This is a genomic window from Legionella sp., assembly GCF_047605385.1.
GTDB lineage: Bacteria > Pseudomonadota > Gammaproteobacteria > Legionellales > Legionellaceae > Legionella.
The window spans coordinates 1-16,062 of record NZ_JASGFU010000058.1; the positions used below are offsets into that span (position 1 = coordinate 1).

Here is a 16,062-nt window from a genome sequence, read left to right on the forward strand (position 1 = left end):
GAAACTCTCACTTTTTCAAGTAGTTGTGTCAGAGCAAGTCAAAACTAATTCAGATTAATTGCTTGAATGCTCTCATCAATTACTCTAAGCGTTTGTTGATAGAGAGGTTCCAGTAACTCACGTTGCCCTGATTTCCAATAGCGTTCTAAGTACTGGCAGGCCATTTTAATTTTTATTGTGCCGACATAGACCGCACCGCCTTTAATTTTGTGGGCTATTTGTTGGGTTTTATCCCAATCCATTGCATCATGTGCCTCTTTCATCACTTGAACATCTGGAATAAGCGAGTCCTGAACCATAAAGTGTAGCATTTGGGAGAGCGTCTCAATGGTTCCGGTTGCTTTAATCCCCTCTTCAATATCCAGAACAGGGTAGGGTGTTAAATCCAATAAGGACTCATTGTGTTGTGGTAGCTCAGAGCGATAGGCTACTTCCTGAACTGTATCATTGTGTTGATGATACCCTGGAATAAAGGCGTTGAGTATGTCGGTGCAGCTTTGTGCCGTCAGTGGCTTGGTTAAAACAGCATTCATTCCGGCCTCGATACAGCGTTGCTTGTTTTCATCACCAGCATGAGCGGTAAGGGCAACAATGGGGCTGTGTGTTTTTTGAGTTAACTCATACAGTCTGATTTGATGGGTGACTTCATAGCCATCCATATCCGGTAATCCAATGTCCATGAAAATAAGATCGTATTGCCCCTTTTTCCATAGTTCGACCGCTTTTTTTCCGGTGTCCGCAAGATCCGCATCACAGTGAAGTTGGGCGAGAATGGCTTTGGCGACTGTTTGGGCAATTGAATTATCTTCAACGACCAGAACACGAAAAGTATGGTTATGTTTTGATTCAGCGACCGGCTTAATTTCTTGGGCGTAGGTTGTTTCTAACGGCTTGTCTATAAGGTGTTCCATCTCTGAATCAATTCCTGTGGCATCATCAAGCAGGGGTTCTTGTAGCGGGATAAGGCACGTAAAGGTAGTGCCACACCGCACCTCACTGTCTACATAAATCTCACCACCCAATTCATCGATAAATTGTTTGACCACCGAAAGACCAAGCCCCGCTCCTTTATAAATGCCTTGATAGGATGGGGTAAGTCGTTTGAACTGCACGTAAATTTCTTGTTGTTTGTCTTTAGGGATACCAATTCCTGAGTCTTTTACGATGAGTTTTAATACCAATTTTCCTTCGTCTTTTTTGGCAAGTGTTGCACTGAGCGTAACAAAACCAGTATCGGTGAAGTTTAGTGCATTAGCAACCAACTCAAGGGCTACACGATGCAGACGGACTTTATCGCCAATCATGTATTGAGGTATGGACTTATCCATATTAAGGGTTAAGGATAGTTTCTTTTCTAAAGATCGCGCACGATTGAGTTCAATCACCTGATTTAATGTTTGTTCGAGACTAAATTTTTTCTTTAGTTTCGGAATTTCGCCTGAGCTTACTCGGATTACTTCAAGCACTTCATCTAATAAATCCAAGAGAGCGTGACTGGATGCCACTAAATTCTCTGAGTACTCTTTAATATGGGGGTTATCTGATTCCATTTTGAGTAAATCTGCGAAACCTACAATACCGGTTAGAGGCGTACGGATATCGTGGCGCATATTCTCAAGAAATTCTGTTTTAGCCTGGCTTGCGGATTCTGCCTTATCAATGGCTGTTTTTAGTTCTGCTTCAATTTTTTTTAGGTACGAAATATCAATGGTATTACCCACAACACCGACTACATTGCCTTCTTTATCCCATAAGGGTCTTTTGGTGGAAAGTTGGGTTGAATTACAGAAACGAGACAAATGCGAATTATTGATATATTTCTATTTGTTTTACATCTAAGCGATTTTCTTCGTTATTTTTAATATCACTATTAAGAACAAGAACAAGTTTATTAGCAAAATTAGTTAACTCATCACGTTGTATAGGGTGTATATCACACCAGTGGTTATTTAATGGTAAATAGTCCTCATCATCCATCAAATCATCAATGCAAGGTCCTGAGCTAGACTCCTTAGGAGGACGCTGAAAAGGAGTAAAGAATGTGGGATTCGATTTTTCTTTAAGCACATACTTAATTAAAAAGTTTGTTTGATCAAAACCCATCTGGACAGCACTTACAAGTTCTTTAATCGAGTACCCATCAAATTTATTAGGATTATCTATCAATGTTGGAGGAAATCCACATTGCATTAATAGTGTATTCAAAAGAACCATACAAAATACCCTACAATTGCAGTCTTGAAATGGGTGGAGTCGTTCCAATCGTTGAATCCATTTTACAATGACAGTAAGTTTTTCTTGATCAGAATTAGTACTTTCGAGTTCCGTATAAAGATTTTCTAGTATTCTTTTTATTTCATTTATCAGATTTTTTCGAAATTTTTCTTTTAACTCCATATAACGAGTTGTTTCTATTTGCTTAGAGTGTAATTCAGAAAACTCTTCTATTTCGTCGGCTGTTAATTTTCCATCATAACTATTAATATAGAATCCTTGATGAACTCCACGTAGCAACTGATTTAAATGCATAACCTGATCACCAGATCCCTTAATATCTGAAAGACTAGGGATTTGATATGGATATTTTTTATGTTCTTCAACCAATTCTTTTAAACCATCTTCACTACATGTCTCAGGGACTATGCCAAATGCGACACTATAGCCATTTCTAAGTTTTCCTGGGACAGTATTTAACATACTGACATTGCTTGCACAGGCTATGTGAATATTTATGATGTCTTCAAAATTTATATGTTTTTTTTCTATTATAATTGGTATTACATAAGCGTAAGCATTTAACACGCCTTGTAATGACCCTGGTTCAGTACTCTCCCAAGACCGCACTGCGGTATAAGTTCCCTGTTTATTTAAATCCATTGCAAAACGGTGTAATTGGTATGGAGCATATTCTGCAAGTAACTTTAATATGGATAACCCTGACATATTGTAACCAAACAGGTGATAAATTTGACCTTATTGTACTTGATATGCGCATGTAGGTCAAATAAACTTATTTTAATCGTATAATAATCCTTATACGATTAGTTTTTCAGGAGCTAATCGACTTCATTTTTATGCGATTAGTTTTGACGTAAGTTTAAAGGATTTATATTATATAGAATATGGACTGATAGCAATAAACCAGTATGATTTTACGTGAGATAAATTTTTTGATTTAGCCAAATTTGGTTGAATTATAGGCTATTTAATGACTTGTAATTCGCATTTGCCCCAATCCTGTAATTAAACCCAGTACAGGGGACTGGTTGTTGGTTGACATTGGGGTCTGGGCAGCATAGCCAGGCTCATTGTTATCAGGTCTTTCTTCATCGTGCCGACTATCCAGCATCTGCATGTCATTGGCAACAATCTCAGTGGTATAGCGGTCTATGCCTTGCTGGTCTTGCCATTTTCGCGTGCGAAGGCTTCCTTCAATATAGAGCTTTGAGCCTTTTTTCACATATTTCCCAACAATCTCTGCAAGTTGCCTGAAAAATACAACACGATGCCATTCGGTTTTTTCCTGTTTATCTCCAGTTTGCTTGTCCTTCCAAGTTTCACTGGTTGCTAAAGAAAGTGTTGCAATCGCATTGCCTTCTGTTGTTTGCCGCACCTCTGGTGCATTGCCCACATTACCTACTAGAATAACTTTGTTAATACCCCGAGCCATCATTGCCCCCCAATTTATTGGTCGTTAATGGCCTCTTTTAATTTTGTTCCCGTCTTAAAGCTCACTACTTTACTGGCAGCAATCTCGATGGGTTGTCCTGTAGCGGGATTTCGGCCGGTGCGAGCAGGGCGCTCTTTCACCGATAAACTGGCAAACCCTGGCAATACAATGGAATCGCCCTTGGCAAGTAAATCAGTGAGACAGCTAATTACCGCATTTAAGGCAGTTTCTGAGTCAGTTTTACTGAGTCCTGATGTGTTGCTTATGGCAGCAATCAATTCTTTTTTATTCATAGGATGTTCCTTATTAATAGCGCGTGGCGCTTCGTTTCTATATGGATTCGCTTAAGTTGGCGCAATAATCGGGTAGAAATCAGGTTCTGTCAAATGAAACACGGATTTTTGCAGGCTCTTTATTCTAATTAATCTAACTTTAGTAGCAGATTCCCTCCAAAGAAGAACGCTCCTTAAAAAGAAAATCCTATCTGCTGATGACTTGGTATTTGGTTGTATTTCTTGGGAGCAGGGGATTGGTTTTGATTCCTGCGATTTTTAGGGCTTTGAATTATTTTGGTCTCATGTGCTTCTTCATTATTCTCTACGTGTACTAAAAAGGGAATTAGGTGCAACAGAAGGTGATTGTCACAATCAAAAGTTTTAAGCTGGTAGCCCCGTTGATGGCGTATTTTGGCCTGCTGGCAAAAAGAATCAAAGGCTTCGTTAAAATTGGCGAAGGCCAGTGTTCTACTTTGCCCTAATTTTGATTTGATGCGCCCATTGATTAAGGTAATTACCCAGTCTTCAAGTAAGTCATTACTTAGCCGAATGACATAATAGCGTGTGTCTTTCTCAAAACGGGCAGCGTGATAGCATTCCTTTCTTTTAAAATCCAGATAATGAACCCAGGGTAGGGCAGTGAACCATGCGGTCATGACCAAGACTTACCTGTAGCGGATTCAATCACATTAATTTCTATAAACCCATTGCGCAAATCAGCAAGGTAACCTGCTTCCTCGATCAGTTCATTAATGGTTTCATCCAACTCCTTATCGCTTTCATAAGGAATTTTAAGCACATAGTCCCGGCTGTCTTTATCCTTTTTTACCATATCAAAAGGGGCAAAGCACTCTTCTTCAATTTGTCGCCTTGATTCATTTTTCCCTCTAACGAATTTGGAGTTGTTCTCAACCTGAAGCCAAACTTCAATTACAGCAATTTTTTTGGTGGATTGACTTCCAGGGAGCGTTTGTTCTGGATTTTTTTGATGATGTGTTTTTAAAATACGGTACACACTGGCAATACCGATATCTAGTTTTTTAGCAACAGCAAACCGCGTGTATCCTTGGTTAATAAGCGTAATGACTTCATGACTTTTAGCACGGGCTGTTGGTTTTCGTCCTTTATAAACCCCTTCTTTTTTGGCGCGCTCAATGCCTTCTAGTTGGCGTTCACGACGTAAATTGGTCTCAAATTCAGCAAAAACACCGAGCATATCCAAAAAGAATTTTCCTGAAGCGCTGGAGGTATCAACAGGTTGGTCTAGTGCTTTTAAGTTAATTCTCTTATCTTTTAAATCATGAATTAGGTTTTGTAAATCAAGAATGTTGCGTGTGAGGCGATCAATTCGTGTTACGACCAGGGTATCTCCCTCTCTAATATAATTCATACATTCATCAAATGCTGTTCGGTCTTTTTTCGAGGTTCCGCTTTTTTTCTCAGAGAAGATTTTTTTACATCCTGCCTTCCTCAATGCATCGAGTTGAATATCTAAATTTTGGTCGATTGTCGATACTCGGGCATACCCTACTAAATCCATCAGCATTACCTATCAATAAACCTTAAAAGAAGAGATACTACTTTACCATAAATTAAAAACAAACCCTATTGATAGATAAAATAAAAGTGTGACTTGTCTAAGTTGATGTCAGCAGAAGTAATCCAACATCCAATATTCTCTTGATTGATAAAATTTAAAATGTCATAGTCAATGTCAGTGACAATCAAACTTGATGTCAGCACGGGGCAAGTTATCGAAGTGGCTGTCAGCACGTTGCAAAAAAGCTGATAATATGACTGATCTTTCAGAAATTGCTGAGCAGGAATGGAACGAAGCAAATCGCCGTGCATTAGCTATACGTCCATTACTGGAATTTAAACATTGCCCAGCTGAGAAGGCACAAGAAGTTGCTGATGCGCTGGGATTATCGGAACGGCAGATCTATAGGTTAATCCAACGACTACGCGAATCCGATGCTGAAATCACTGCCTTATTACCCAAAGGTTCTAACGGTGGGCGTGGCAAACAACGACTGGCTGCGGCGCGTGAAACATTGCTCCAGCGCTTGATAACGGAAGTATTTACTACACCACAAAAACGATCAGCGGCTGCACTCATACGTGATATCCGTAATCAGTCTTTAAAAGATGGGTTAAAGCCACCATCCGATAGTACTATTAGGCGGCGTCTAAAGACTTTATCCCTGTCTGAACGGTGTAAACGAGGGGAACAACACCCCGAAACCAAGCCAATTTATGGCGTTACGCCCATCGTTGATACCCCTCTTGCTTGGATACAAATAGATCATACTCCCGTGGATCTAATCATCGTAGCTCCTGTTGATCGATTACCCATAGGCCGACCATGGATAACAGTGATGTCTTCAGTCGTTGTATTGCTGAGTTTCATCTAACCTTGGAAGCACCGTCAGCGACTAGTGTAGGCCTCTGCCTGACTATGGTGGCAACGGATAAAGTGCCTTGGTTACAAGAACGCAATATTGAAGCGCACTGGCCGATAGCAGGCAAGCCACTTAGTATCGGCGTTGATAATGCTTCGGAGTTTCACTCAGCGGCATTTGAACGTGGGTGTGCGCAACATAACATTAAGATCGAATGGAGACCTCCTGGGCTACCGCACTATGGTGGTGTTGTTGAGCGTGTCATCGGTACGTTGATGCAATTGGTTCATGCCTTGCCTGGCACAACATTTTCCAATACAACGATGCGTGGTGACTATGACAGTGATAAGGCCGCTTGCTTGACCCTTGCATCGCTATGAACAGGGTCTTCAGAAACTTTTTTCTGCGAACAAAACACTGGCAATGCCCCGAGATCCCCGTACTTTTCTGATTGATTTTCTTCCAGTAGTTCGTCGCTCATTACAACGTGATGGCATAACCATTGATCATATTACCTATTACAGTAATTCGTTACGCCCATGGATACAGTTGCGTAATCAGCCAGGACGCTTGTTAATTCGCCGCGATCCACGAGATTTGTCACGAATTTTTGTACTTGATGCAGAAAGTAATTGTTATCTTGAAGTGCCTTATCGAACACTATCGCGCCCCACCATTACGTTGTGGGAACACAAGCTGGCACGTAAACGTCTGCGTGAACAACGACGTGCAGCGGTTGATGAGGCAAGGTTGTTTTCTGCCATTGATGAACTGCGTGAGATTGAGCGCAAATCCGAGGCTTTGACTCGTACAGCACGTCGAAACCGAGCTCGGAGAAAAAATGATTCTATGAAAACTGAACATGCATCAATTCCTGCTAAGCGACCTGCTGAAATAGCCAGTATTGGTTCGGTGCGTCCATTTGAGGATATTGAGCCATGGTAAATTTTAATCACTTGAGCCCGGAAGCAAGCGCATTGGCTATGTTACCGAGTGTTGAGCGCCTTGCCTGCTTTAAAATGGAGCGTTGGATTGGTTATACACGTGCAAACCAAGCATTATCGAAGCTTCAGACGTTGCTTTCTGATGAACCTGGCAAGCTTCGGCCACAAAATTTGCTGATTGCAGGGGCAAGTAACAATGGTAAGACCATGATTGCTGAAAAATTTCATCGCATGCATCCGCAGCAGATTTCTGATGATGGCGAACATGAAATCATTCCAGTGCTAATGATGCAGATGCCAGCAGAGGTAACGGTTAACCGATTTTATACAACACTACTCATTAAACTCGGCACACCAGTTGGCTTTCACAGTCGAAATAACCGGTGTGAAGTTTTAGCGCTACAACTAATGCGTACGGTCGATGTACGTATGCTTATTATTGACGAAGTACACAATTTACTGGGTGCAACGGCCAATCAACAGCGGCAATTGTTAAATGTGCTTCGTTTTATTGGCAACGAACTGCGCATTCCTATCGTTTGTCTGGGTATACGTGAGGCCTATCTTGCTATCCGCAGTGATGATCAGCTTGAGAACAGATTCCACCCTTTACTACTGCCACGTTGGGAGCAGGGAGAAGATTTTTCTCGTCTTATGGCGAGTTTTGAAAGCGTTTTACCTTTACGTGAGCCATCCTATCTATCGGCGCCTCACTTAAGTGAACTGATTTTATCACGCTCTGAAGGTACGATTGGTGAAATTACTGCATTATTGAACAGTGCCACCGCATCGGCACTACTACATAATCAGGAATGTATTAATTCTGCTGCCATTGAGCGGGCTGATTACCATTCACCCAGTGTGCGTCGATGCATGGTTGAGCGGGAATTGCGTTGAATGCACCACGATGCAGACACGTTGGCCGTTACACCCAAAACCACGCCCCTATGAGACGTTGGAAAAATATGTCCGCCGACTTGCAGAATGCTATGGAGTAGGTTACGAGAATTTCTGTTTGCGTGCACTGAATATCTCGTCTAATGATAGCAAAGCCAGGCAATTTCGAGAACCAACACCCGAATTACTACAACGATTATCCCATGGTACGGGGATCGCGATTGAGGTACTTGAGCAGATGACACTGGAATGCATTTGGGATCGATTAATGAAGGAGGCCACTGAAATGCTGAACATTTGATGGAATCAAGGTGACCTTTTTTCTCCAAAGGATCAATATCTAGGAACGCTTGCTAAGGTAATTGCACAAACGTTCGTTTTTGAGCAAGAAAAATCAGTCGGATTAAATTGCTTTGTTTACTGGAGTCTCACATTCTCAATAACCATTCTTGATATTAATTTATCATTACATTATACTTCATATGAGTTTTGAGAATAAGGACAATCAATCGATGCCCACTATTAGTGCATTTTACAGTATTTTGATTCAAATGTTTTGGAATGATCATGCGCCGCCACATTTCCATGCTGTTTATGGAGAATATCAGGGAATTATTGATATTAAGTCACTAAGGATGTTGGAAGGTAACTTACCAAGGCGGGCTTTAAACCTGATTTTAGATTGGGCTGAATTACACCAGGCAGAATTAATAACAGATTGGGAACTATGTACCCAAAAGAAAATGCCTAATAAAATTGAACCGTTACGCTAGGAGAAACCGATGTACTGGAATGTGACCAAAGTAGAACCACAGCAACACCTTTTGCTGAAGGTGAAATTTGAAGATGGCCTGGAAGGAACCGTTCGATTCAAACCATCCCATTTAACCGGCGTGTTTGAAGTATTAAAAGATGAGGCTTATTTCAAGCAAGCTTTTATCAACTATGGTGCTGTTGCTTGGCCTGGCGAGCTTGATCTTGCGCCTGATGCGATGCATAAAGAAATTAAAGATCATGGTGAATGGGTTTTGGAGTAGACTATGCTTATAGGCTATGCACGTGTTTCAACAGTTGATCAAAATTTAGATCTTCAAATTTCAGCTTTAAATGAGGTTGGTTGTGAGAAAATCTATCAAGATCAATTATCTGGTACAAGGGTAAGTCGGCCAGGATTAGAAATGGCGCTGGAAGTATTAAGAAAAAATGATACTTTGGTTGTTTGGAAGCTTGACAGATTAGGCCGAACTGTTAAGGGGCTAATTGATTTGGTTAACCAATTACATCAGAAGGGCATCCATTTTAAGAGCGTTACTGATAATGTTGATACCTCCACACCGGCAGGTCGTTTCTTTTTTCATGTTATGGCAAGCCTTGCTCAAATGGAGCGTGAATTAATGGCTGAGCGAACTAAAGCAGGATTGGCTGCTGCAAAAGCAAAAGGGCGAGTTGGTGGTCGTAAACGAAAAATGACCCAAAGTAAAATTGAGTCAGCTAAACAATTATTGGCGAATGGTACGCTACCGAAGGATGTTGCACAAAATCTTGGTATCTCTGTGCCTACTTTATATCGTTGGGTTCCTGCATCAAATAATTTAGCTTAAATGATTTGATTATTTTTAGGTGGCAAAACACATTAACAATTTTTAATTGACATCCACTTTGACAATCTACTGACATCGACTTAGAAAAGTCACAGAATTATATAAAGAGGTAAAAATTATCATAAGGGTGCACTCTAATGATATGGTTGTTGATTTGATTTTGTATTACAATGAAACTACAATATAATATATATGAATTTAACATGAGATTGTTATGACTAAAGCAACAACAGTTCAGGCACGGATTGAGCCTGATCTTAAAGCGCAAGGGGATGTCATTCTTAAAAAGATAGGAATTACTGCATCGCAAGCGATTAATGCATTATATGCCCAAATCGTGATGTGCAAAGGGATGCCCTTTGAATTGAAAATTCCAAATCGTGAAACGCAAATGGCAATGGATGAATTAGAGAGTGGTGGTGGAAAACGGTTTTCATCGTTCCAAGCAATGATTGACGACTTGGATAACGAGGATGCTTGATATTTATCGCTCTACACAGTTCAAAAAAGATCTTAAAAAAATCAGAAAGCAAGGCAAGAACTTACTTTTATTACAGGAAATTGTTGATTTGCTGTGTCAGAGTCAATCGCTTCCCGAAAAAAATAGTGATCATTCTTTAGTTGGTAATTGGAAAGGGTATCGAGAGTGTCACATTGCCCCAGATTGGTTGCTTATTTATAAAGTAGAAGATGAGGTGGGTTTGTTGAGGTTAATGAGAACAGGATCTCATTCGGAATTATTTCAATAGAAGTAAAAAAATGCTTTGGTTCTTTGTATTATCAAGGACAAGTCTGTGTTTTTGAGCAACAAATCCTTTTTTGCATTGGTTGACTTTTGGGTATAAAGAGTCCTAAACTAATCTCTAAGCGTGCCGCGCAGGTGCTGAAACACCAGCGCTGCACTAACCATAATCCTAGCGTCAACTAGAATCATGGCTAAGTACAGTGTATCATATTTATTATCCGTTACAATTTATGTGTTGCGGGTAATTTCTTATGGCATGTGAGCTTGTGCGGCGTGCACGGTGCGCTTTCTGGGGTTCTTTGCAGGAAGGTACGAAATTTCCCAAGGCACTCCTAAAACCCTTTGCCAGTCTAGGCTGAGGCTAATAAATCTATTTTTTTATTGCTCACCAACTTTTCTATAAGCTCATGTAAATTAAGATATTCTTTGTCATTAGACTTCTTCGGAAACTTTCTGAGGAGAGTGTATTGCGAGGAAAGCGGAGTGTACATGTCAGTATATGAGGATTCGAACATCACATCGACGCAGCAAGATGCCTCCTCAGTAGAGTTTCCGAAGAAGTCTATTATAAAATTCATAAATTCCAATCAAGTTAATGTGCTGCCATGCAACCGTGGATAACCCAATAATTTTTTAAAGTCTAAACCAATTGGCTGCTACGTCATGAAATAAGTTTGCCTTTTCAGTAGGAGAAAAATTAGTGGTTATACTTTCATAAGTCTTATAAAGATTGCCAAAATTGCGTGAAAGTTTAGCAATAGGCATATGACTTCCAAACATGCACCGTGTGGGACCAAATAATTCGATGACACTTAATATCCACGGTCTTACCTGCTCCAAAGTCCAATCCATTCCAAAAATACACTCAATTGCAGAGATATCGGCACATATATTTTGATATTTACTTAATCGCTTTATTTCTTGCTTCCATTGTTTATAACCTTCCTCGCTTACATCCAATGGCCACCCCATTACAGCTAGAGTAAAATCAACATTTGGATAACGTTGAATGACATTCGCAAGCTCGGGTAACTGTGGTGCAAATACTTCAAGTCCGCATTTAAAATCATACCTATTTAATAGATTAAGTCCTTTTTGCCACGTAGAATCAGATAAAAGATTTGGCTGTTTTGCGAAGCGTTTTCTAGGATTCTCATTATCCCAAACCATGTGTTCACGTATAGCAGTTATATTTGGCATGGTGTTATAGAGTTCTAATTTTTCCTCTAGAGCTGGGTCAAGAAAATCGACCATCACTACCATAGACTGAGCTATACTGGATTGGCTAGCTAAATTTTGTGCCCATTTTGCTTCTTTTATGGGATCTGTCGATAAAAACTCATGCCAAACAACTCCATCAATTTGATAGTCAGAGCTATCTTGTAAATAATTTTTTAACAAATATTTTCTTTCCAATTTTGAATAATCGCCGACAAACGCAGCATAGGTAGGATCGTACTCATCTAAGAATGGGTGCACGTTTGCTTCGTTATCACAAAAGTGAATATGGGAGTCTATTATCCTCATAGGTTTAGGCATTTAATGTTCCTTATTTTCTATCGAACTAGTCTTATCGCGCAATTTCCTTTTACTTACATAGGTATTAAGGCCAATATGGTTGGTATACCCTAAAAAAATTGCAATTTTTCTTACTGATAAACCTAAGGCCAACAACTCTTTAATTTTAACAACGTCCTGATCAAATTTGCTTTTTTGAACAGTTCCCTTGGGTTTTCCTAACTGGATCCCCTGCGCCTTTTTATTGGCAAGCGCCTCTTTAGTTCTTAGACTAATAAGATCACGTTCAAGCTCAGCAAAAAGTGAAAACAGGGTGATCATTACTTTAGAGGTCATATCATGTTGCTTCATGTCAAGGTTTTGCTTGATGGCAATAACGCGAACCTGTTTTTTAATTAACTCATTAACCAATCCGATGACTTCTGCTGTGCTTCGACCTAATCGACTTAGTTCAGTGACAATAAGCGTATCGGCATCATCTAATACCGAGAGCATTTCATCAATACGGCGTTCTTTGCTGGTTTTTCTACTTGAGATAGTCATCTCAATAAAATCATCTACCTCCAATTTATTTTTTTTAGCAAATTCAAAAATCTCAAGTTTTTGGTTGTTCAAATCTTGCTTGTCGGTCGATGTGCGAATATAGGCAATAGTTTTGACCATAATTTACTCAAAAAATGTCCGTTAATATTTAACCTTAAATAACCGAGTTAATTATACAGTTAACCATAAAAATATAAAGTGTAAGACAACAACAAAATTGATGTACAATAATGTCGTTTTATAGTATACAAAATAATAGAGTAGAAGTATAATAAATGACCATGAAAAGATTTTATGCCCATTAAGAACATATGTTGTACATAAATTTAAACATCAGCTTAATTTGATATTAAATTATGAAATATGAGTAGGAAAAGTGCTTTTGATAAATTTAAGGTCATTCAGTCGTATTTAGAAGATAAAACGACCCTAACTTCCATCGCAAAGAATTCAGGAATCTCGATCAGGAGTTTGCATCGGTGGGTCGAGCAATACAAGATCAATGGGTTAGACGGATTAAAATCAAAAATCCGTAACGATAAGGGAAGCTACCGAGAGCTAACAGAAAATTTGGTGCAGGTGATTGAAGGGTTAGCTCTGCAGAAGCCAAAACGTACTGTTGCTGCAATTCATCGACAAATAGTGCGTCATACCAAAGATAATAAGCTGCCAATGCCCAGTTATGCAGTTGTTTCAAAGATTATAAATAATATCTCTCCCGATCTCACCAGTCTTGCCCACGATGGTATAAAATCATACCAACAAAAATATGATCTACTTTTTATCAGAGAAGCATCGAGGGCAAATGAAATATGGCAAGCGGATCATACATTACTTGATATCTACGCGCTTGATGGTAAAGGTGGAATTAAACGACCCTGGCTCACTGTTATTATGGATGATTACAGTAGGGCTATAGCTGGATATTATTTAAGTTTTCATGCCCCCTCCTCACTGCAAACATCATTAGCATTTCGTCAGGCTATATGGATAAAAAATGGGAAGCAGTGGCCTATCTGTGGCATTCCTGAAATCATGTATACCGATCATGGTTGTGATTTTACATCACACCATATTGAAGAAGTTTGTGTATCATTGAAAATACAGTTAATTTTTTCGACCATTGGTAAACCTCGTGGTCGTGGAAAGATTGAGCGATTTTTTGCCACGATAAATCAACGCGTTCTTCAAGACTTGCCTGGGTATGTGCAACAAGGTACTTCTGTAAAAATGACTGAATGCTTGACACTTGAAGAGCTTGAATCAAAAATAAAATTTTTTATGTTGTATGAATACAATAATCAATCACATAGTGCAACCAAAATTGCACCCAACGTTAAATGGCAAAGTAATTGTTTTTTGCCTCAGCTTCCTGAATCACAAGATTTGCTGGATTTATTATTATTGATGGTCGCAAAACCAAGAAAAGTTCACAGAGATGGCATAAAATTCCAGGGATTCCGTTATTTTTCTACAACCCTTGCGGGCTTTGTCGGTGAGGATGTCATCATTCGTTATGATCCAAGGGATCTTGCCGAAATTCGTGTCTTTCACAAGGGTGATTTTTTGTGCCGTGCGATTTCACAAGAATTAGACACAGAGTCAGTCAGTTTAAAAGAAATTGTCCAGGCTAGGAATGCCAGAAGGAAGGAACTACGAAACAATATCAGCGAGCGATGTTCAATTGTAGACGCCTTACTAACAAATCCATCAAAAATAACCAATAAGCCAACGCCTATCTCATCGCTTGAACAACAAGATAAAGTTCGCCATGTCAAAATAAAGAGGTATAAGCATGAATGAGCTACCTGACACGGATGAAATATTTTTAGAAACCAAGGGATATCAGCGATTTGAAGAATTTTGTGATGCGTGTGTTGAATATAAATACATTGGCATTTGTTATGGATCTCCAGGGGTTGGGAAAACACAATCCGCAGAATATTACAGCAAGCGGAAACTAATTTTGTCAGCAAACCCAAATGGATATGCAATTGAAGATAATCGTCATGTACCATCCGAGCTTTATAGCTGTAGTACTGTTTTTTATACTCCCATTGCCCCACTATCTTCTCTTCAAATGCTAAATACTCTGAATCAAAACATTTGTTACTTTGATCGAGTGGTTCATGCCGCACAAGTAAATAAAATGCTCGATGAGCAAACCCAATTTAATGAAGATGAAAAAGAGAATTTTATCAAAACCATAAAATTATCATCCAAGAATTACTGCAAGCTAATCATCATTGATGAAACTGAACGACTTAGTTTCGCCTCGTTAGAGTTACTAAGATCATTGTATGACGAGCGAGGTATTTCCTTCGTATTTATTGGCATGCCCGGCTTGGAAAAAAGACTATCAAGGTATTCACAACTGTATTCACGGATAGGATTTTCTCATGAATATAAACCACTATCTAAAGAAGAAATGTTGTTTACTTTGGAACATAACTGGCAAAAATTAGGGCTTAAATTAAAACAAAAAGAATTTTCTGATCATGAGGCGATGACATCTATTATGCGCATCACGAATGGTAATTTTCGATTATTGAATCGGCTATTTATGCAAATTGACCGATTGTTAAGGTTGAATCAATTGCAATATATCACTAATGAAGTGGTATTGGCTGCAAGGGAATGTTTGTTAATTGGTAATACTTAATCTATTTTAATGGTGGTGTTGATATGGCAAAAAAAGGTAAGGCAAAGATTTTGAATGCATTTGAATTTGAACAACTACTCAATACAGCAAAAATTGGCTCATTCCCTATTCGCAATATTGCGCTTGTATATTACTCATTCGGGTTAGGGCTGCGTGTAAAAGAAATCTCATCACTTTCTATTAAAGATGTTGCCGATAAACAATACAGACTTCTTGATGAAATTTGTTTGGAACGCTCAATACATTATGGAAAAAAGCAACATTACACTTATCTTACAAATAAAAAGGTTTATGCAGCACTTACCGATTACTTAAAAACCTTGGTCGGTTTTGATCTTAATAAACCATTATTTCAAACGCAGCGAAAAAAAGAATTTACTCCGTGTACACTGCAAAAATGGTTCAGGTCTCTTTATGACAAAGCTGGTATAATTGGTGCAAGCTCTCACTCTGGTCGTCGCACTTTTATTACCCGATTGCTTGAGCAGGGTATCAGTATCAAAGCAGTATCATCTTTGGCAGGCCATTCCAGCACTATTACAACAGCTATTTATTCAGAAAACAAACCTGAATGTTTGCAAAACATCGCCAAACTAGCTGCATTTTGATATGGATATGTTTTATCATAACTTTACATGAAATGCTAAACATGCCATTTAAAGTTTAAAAAATCCTGCCAAATAAAGATAAAACTTACAATAACCCTTATGGATACTGTGGACGTCCTCTTTTGATGATTTGAGGATGTCATTAACAGAACAAAAGATTATCCTAATTTGCTAAATTCCTATTTTAGTATTATGAT

Annotated in this window: 21 protein-coding genes; 13 read left to right on the plus strand and 8 right to left on the minus strand. The window is 39.1% G+C overall.

The genetic code is table 11. From position 1 onward, the window contains the following. Positions 1 to 44: 44 nt before the first annotated feature. From QM652_RS11440 to QM652_RS11465, 6 genes are all read right to left on the minus strand, one after another. Positions 45 to 1,799 (minus strand): response regulator, encoded by a 1,755-nt coding sequence (locus QM652_RS11440; protein ID WP_415075896.1) that lies wholly within the window; start codon positions 1,797 to 1,799, stop codon positions 45 to 47. 7 nt (positions 1,800 to 1,806) lie between these two features. Next, positions 1,807 to 2,943, minus strand: coding sequence for a hypothetical protein (locus tag QM652_RS11445; RefSeq protein WP_415075898.1), 1,137 nt, complete (start codon positions 2,941 to 2,943; stop codon positions 1,807 to 1,809). Positions 2,944 to 3,205: 262 nt separating this feature from the next. Next, positions 3,206 to 3,670 (minus strand): single-stranded DNA-binding protein, encoded by a 465-nt coding sequence (ssb, locus tag QM652_RS11450; protein ID WP_415075931.1) that lies wholly within the window; start codon positions 3,668 to 3,670, stop codon positions 3,206 to 3,208. Positions 3,671 to 3,684: 14 nt separating this feature from the next. Next, entirely contained in the window at positions 3,685 to 3,981 is a 297-nt protein-coding gene (locus QM652_RS11455; RefSeq protein ID WP_415075933.1) for an HU family DNA-binding protein, read from the minus strand. A gap of 155 nt (positions 3,982 to 4,136) precedes the next feature. After that, positions 4,137 to 4,601, minus strand: a complete 465-nt coding sequence (locus tag QM652_RS11460; RefSeq protein ID WP_415075900.1) for a WGR domain-containing protein — start codon at positions 4,599 to 4,601, stop codon at positions 4,137 to 4,139. Further along, positions 4,598 to 5,485, minus strand: coding sequence for a recombinase family protein (locus QM652_RS11465; protein ID WP_415075902.1), 888 nt, complete (start codon positions 5,483 to 5,485; stop codon positions 4,598 to 4,600). The genes QM652_RS11460 and QM652_RS11465 overlap by 4 nt, the downstream gene beginning before the upstream one ends. A 253-nt stretch (positions 5,486 to 5,738) precedes the next feature. Between QM652_RS11465 and QM652_RS11470 the strand changes: the two genes are divergently transcribed. The 10 genes from QM652_RS11470 (at position 5,739) to QM652_RS11515 (ending at position 10,538) form a co-directional block, all read left to right on the plus strand. Then, positions 5,739 to 6,359: a hypothetical protein gene (locus tag QM652_RS11470; protein WP_415075904.1), complete on the plus strand. Its 621-nt coding sequence runs from the start codon at positions 5,739 to 5,741 to the stop codon at positions 6,357 to 6,359. A 44-nt stretch (positions 6,360 to 6,403) separates the two neighbouring features. Beyond that, positions 6,404 to 6,727, plus strand: a complete 324-nt coding sequence (locus QM652_RS11475; RefSeq protein WP_415075906.1) for a hypothetical protein — start codon at positions 6,404 to 6,406, stop codon at positions 6,725 to 6,727. A gap of 43 nt (positions 6,728 to 6,770) precedes the next feature. Continuing rightward, entirely contained in the window at positions 6,771 to 7,292 is a 522-nt protein-coding gene (locus QM652_RS11480; RefSeq protein WP_415075908.1) for a Mu transposase C-terminal domain-containing protein, read from the plus strand. Further along, positions 7,286 to 8,188, plus strand: a complete 903-nt coding sequence (locus QM652_RS11485; protein ID WP_415075910.1) for a TniB family NTP-binding protein — start codon at positions 7,286 to 7,288, stop codon at positions 8,186 to 8,188. Before QM652_RS11480 ends, QM652_RS11485 begins: the two co-directional genes overlap by 7 nt. 10 nt (positions 8,189 to 8,198) lie before the next feature. Then, a complete protein-coding gene (locus QM652_RS11490; RefSeq protein WP_415075912.1) occupies positions 8,199 to 8,489 on the plus strand; it encodes a TniQ family protein in 291 nt (96 codons plus the stop codon). Between the two features lie 211 nt (positions 8,490 to 8,700). Beyond that, a complete protein-coding gene (locus QM652_RS11495) occupies positions 8,701 to 8,961 on the plus strand; it encodes a DUF4160 domain-containing protein (RefSeq protein WP_415075914.1) in 261 nt (86 codons plus the stop codon). Positions 8,962 to 8,970: 9 nt separating this feature from the next. After that, positions 8,971 to 9,225: a DUF2442 domain-containing protein gene (locus tag QM652_RS11500; protein ID WP_415075916.1), complete on the plus strand. Its 255-nt coding sequence runs from the start codon at positions 8,971 to 8,973 to the stop codon at positions 9,223 to 9,225. A 3-nt stretch (positions 9,226 to 9,228) separates the two neighbouring features. Then, a complete protein-coding gene (locus QM652_RS11505) occupies positions 9,229 to 9,789 on the plus strand; it encodes a recombinase family protein (RefSeq protein ID WP_415075918.1) in 561 nt (186 codons plus the stop codon). Positions 9,790 to 10,003: 214 nt separating this feature from the next. Next, positions 10,004 to 10,270, plus strand: a complete 267-nt coding sequence (locus tag QM652_RS11510; protein WP_061468703.1) for a type II toxin-antitoxin system RelB/DinJ family antitoxin — start codon at positions 10,004 to 10,006, stop codon at positions 10,268 to 10,270. Next, on the plus strand, positions 10,263 to 10,538 hold the full coding sequence (locus QM652_RS11515) for a type II toxin-antitoxin system YafQ family toxin (protein ID WP_415075920.1): 276 nt from the start codon (positions 10,263 to 10,265) through the stop codon (positions 10,536 to 10,538). Before QM652_RS11510 ends, QM652_RS11515 begins: the two co-directional genes overlap by 8 nt. 629 nt (positions 10,539 to 11,167) lie before the next feature. On the opposite strand, the gene QM652_RS11520 is transcribed toward QM652_RS11515, so the two are convergent. Continuing rightward, positions 11,168 to 12,073 carry an amidohydrolase family protein gene (locus tag QM652_RS11520; protein WP_415075922.1) on the minus strand — a complete coding sequence of 302 codons (906 nt, stop codon included), beginning with the start codon at positions 12,071 to 12,073 and terminating at the stop codon, positions 11,168 to 11,170. Beyond that, positions 12,074 to 12,715: a recombinase family protein gene (locus QM652_RS11525; protein ID WP_415075923.1), complete on the minus strand. Its 642-nt coding sequence runs from the start codon at positions 12,713 to 12,715 to the stop codon at positions 12,074 to 12,076. Positions 12,716 to 12,958: 243 nt separating this feature from the next. Here QM652_RS11525 and QM652_RS11530 point away from each other — a divergent pair, with 243 nt between their 5' ends. Genes QM652_RS11530 through QM652_RS11540 form a run of 3 tightly spaced genes read left to right on the plus strand, consistent with a single transcriptional unit; the run spans position 12,959 to position 15,865 of the window. Next, a complete protein-coding gene (locus tag QM652_RS11530; protein WP_415075925.1) occupies positions 12,959 to 14,398 on the plus strand; it encodes a Mu transposase C-terminal domain-containing protein in 1,440 nt (479 codons plus the stop codon). Continuing rightward, positions 14,391 to 15,257, plus strand: a complete 867-nt coding sequence (locus QM652_RS11535; protein WP_415075927.1) for an AAA family ATPase — start codon at positions 14,391 to 14,393, stop codon at positions 15,255 to 15,257. Before QM652_RS11530 ends, QM652_RS11535 begins: the two co-directional genes overlap by 8 nt. Before the next feature lie 23 nt (positions 15,258 to 15,280). Then, a complete protein-coding gene (locus QM652_RS11540; protein ID WP_415075929.1) occupies positions 15,281 to 15,865 on the plus strand; it encodes a tyrosine-type recombinase/integrase in 585 nt (194 codons plus the stop codon). Positions 15,866 to 16,062 lie beyond the last annotated feature (197 nt).

Bases quoted from the DNA above. Each gene is read 5' to 3' on its own strand.
- QM652_RS11445 (WP_415075898.1), bottom strand. From the start codon at position 2,943: ATGTCAGGGTTATCCATATTAAAGTTACTTGCAGAATATGCTCCATAC.
- ssb (WP_415075931.1), bottom strand. From the start codon at position 3,670: ATGGCTCGGGGTATTAACAAAGTTATTCTAGTAGGTAATGTGGGCAAT.
- QM652_RS11460 (WP_415075900.1), bottom strand. From the start codon at position 4,601: ATGACCGCATGGTTCACTGCCCTACCCTGGGTTCATTATCTGGATTTT.
- QM652_RS11465 (WP_415075902.1), bottom strand. From the start codon at position 5,485: ATGGATTTAGTAGGGTATGCCCGAGTATCGACAATCGACCAAAATTTA.
- QM652_RS11470 (WP_415075904.1), top strand. From the start codon at position 5,739: ATGACTGATCTTTCAGAAATTGCTGAGCAGGAATGGAACGAAGCAAAT.
- QM652_RS11475 (WP_415075906.1), top strand. From the start codon at position 6,404: ATGGTGGCAACGGATAAAGTGCCTTGGTTACAAGAACGCAATATTGAA.
- QM652_RS11480 (WP_415075908.1), top strand. From the start codon at position 6,771: ATGCCCCGAGATCCCCGTACTTTTCTGATTGATTTTCTTCCAGTAGTT.
- QM652_RS11485 (WP_415075910.1), top strand. From the start codon at position 7,286: ATGGTAAATTTTAATCACTTGAGCCCGGAAGCAAGCGCATTGGCTATG.
- QM652_RS11490 (WP_415075912.1), top strand. From the start codon at position 8,199: ATGCAGACACGTTGGCCGTTACACCCAAAACCACGCCCCTATGAGACG.
- QM652_RS11495 (WP_415075914.1), top strand. From the start codon at position 8,701: ATGCCCACTATTAGTGCATTTTACAGTATTTTGATTCAAATGTTTTGG.
- QM652_RS11500 (WP_415075916.1), top strand. From the start codon at position 8,971: ATGTACTGGAATGTGACCAAAGTAGAACCACAGCAACACCTTTTGCTG.
- QM652_RS11505 (WP_415075918.1), top strand. From the start codon at position 9,229: ATGCTTATAGGCTATGCACGTGTTTCAACAGTTGATCAAAATTTAGAT.
- QM652_RS11510 (WP_061468703.1), top strand. From the start codon at position 10,004: ATGACTAAAGCAACAACAGTTCAGGCACGGATTGAGCCTGATCTTAAA.
- QM652_RS11515 (WP_415075920.1), top strand. From the start codon at position 10,263: ATGCTTGATATTTATCGCTCTACACAGTTCAAAAAAGATCTTAAAAAA.
- QM652_RS11520 (WP_415075922.1), bottom strand. From the start codon at position 12,073: ATGCCTAAACCTATGAGGATAATAGACTCCCATATTCACTTTTGTGAT.
- QM652_RS11525 (WP_415075923.1), bottom strand. From the start codon at position 12,715: ATGGTCAAAACTATTGCCTATATTCGCACATCGACCGACAAGCAAGAT.
- QM652_RS11530 (WP_415075925.1), top strand. From the start codon at position 12,959: ATGAGTAGGAAAAGTGCTTTTGATAAATTTAAGGTCATTCAGTCGTAT.
- QM652_RS11535 (WP_415075927.1), top strand. From the start codon at position 14,391: ATGAATGAGCTACCTGACACGGATGAAATATTTTTAGAAACCAAGGGA.
- QM652_RS11540 (WP_415075929.1), top strand. From the start codon at position 15,281: ATGGCAAAAAAAGGTAAGGCAAAGATTTTGAATGCATTTGAATTTGAA.